This is a genomic window from Endozoicomonas sp. ONNA2 (assembly GCF_024606365.1).
Taxonomy (GTDB): domain Bacteria; phylum Pseudomonadota; class Gammaproteobacteria; order Pseudomonadales; family Endozoicomonadaceae; genus Endozoicomonas.
In genome coordinates, this window is sequence record NZ_JAHHPO010000400.1 from 1 (window position 1) to 1492 (window position 1492).

Consider the following 1492-nt stretch of genomic DNA (forward strand, 5'->3'; position numbering starts at 1 on the left):
ATCGAGGATGCATCATGCCAGAATATAAAGCCCCCCTGCGCGATATCCGCTTCGTCCGTAATGAAGTTCTGGGCTACGAACAGCATTACGCCAACCTCCCACAAGGCCAGGATGCCACTCCGGATATGGTGGACGCTATTTTGGAAGAAGGAGCCAAATTCTGTGAACAGGTACTTTCACCGCTGAATCGTGTCGGTGATGAGGAAGGTTGTACCTGGACAAAAACGGGCGTTAAAACCCCAACCGGATTTAAAGAAGCCTATCAGCAGTTTGTTGAAGGTGGCTGGCCATCGCTGGCCAGTGATGCTGAGCATGGTGGCCAGGGGCTTCCTTCATCTCTGGGCCTGGTGCTCAGTGAATTGATGGGGGAATCCAACTGGTCCTGGGGGATGTATCCCGGTCTGAGTCATGGCGCAATGAATACTCTGGAAACTCATGGTACGGATAAGCAGAAAGAAACGTACCTTACCCGTCTGATTTCCGGTGAGTGGACCGGCACGATGTGTCTGACGGAATCCCATTGCGGTACTGACCTGGGCATGCTGAAAACCAAAGCTGTACCACAGGACGACGGCACTTATCGTATTACCGGTACCAAAATCTTTATCTCCGCCGGGGAGCACGATATGGCAGAAAATATTGTTCATATCGTGCTTGCCCGTTTGCCGGGGGCACCTGAAGGTACCAAAGGCATCTCCCTGTTTATTGTTCCCCGTCATCGCCCCGATGCCCCGGGTGAACCCAACGGTGTCAGCTGTGGTTCCATCGAGCACAAGATGGGTATTCATGGCAATGCCACCTGTGTGATGAACTTTGACGATGCCACCGGTTATTTGATTGGTGAACCGAATAAAGGTTTGAACTGCATGTTCACCTTTATGAACTCTGCCCGTCTGGGCACCGGTATTCAGGGGCTTGCCCATGCAGAAGTTGCTTATCAGGGCGCTGTTCGATACGCCCGTGACCGTCTGCAAATGCGCTCTCTCTCCGGTGCAAAGAACCCTGATGGACCTGCCGACCCGATCATTGTCCACCCTGATGTCCGCCGCATGCTGTTGACCATCAAGGCCCTGACGGAAGGCAACCGGGCACTGGTTTATTACGTGGCACAAATTGCCGACCTGGTAAACAGCCCGGATGAAGAAGTCCGGAAACAGGCGGATCTGGAAATGAGTTTCCTGACTCCTATTGTTAAGGCATTCATGACCGAGACCGGTTTTGAAGCCGCCAACCATGGTCTGCAATGCTACGGTGGCCATGGCTTTATCCGTGAGTGGGGTATGGAGCAGAATGTTCGCGACTGCCGTATCTCCATGCTTTATGAGGGAACCACGGGTATTCAGGCGCTGGACCTGTTGGGTCGTAAAGTCCTGATGACTCAGGGGGCCACCATGAAGCCCTTCACCAAGCTGGTTCATAAGTTCTGTCAGGCTCAGGCAGACAATGAAGAACTCCGGGAATTTATCAAGCCGCTGACTGCCCTGAATAAGGA

General features: G+C 52.9%; 1 protein-coding gene. It reads left to right on the plus strand.

All coding sequences use genetic code 11. The features are described from left to right. Positions 1 to 14 precede the first annotated feature (14 nt). A partial coding sequence (locus KDK14_RS07230; RefSeq protein WP_257264379.1) for an acyl-CoA dehydrogenase family protein occupies positions 15 to 1492 on the plus strand: 1478 nt, incomplete at its 3' end.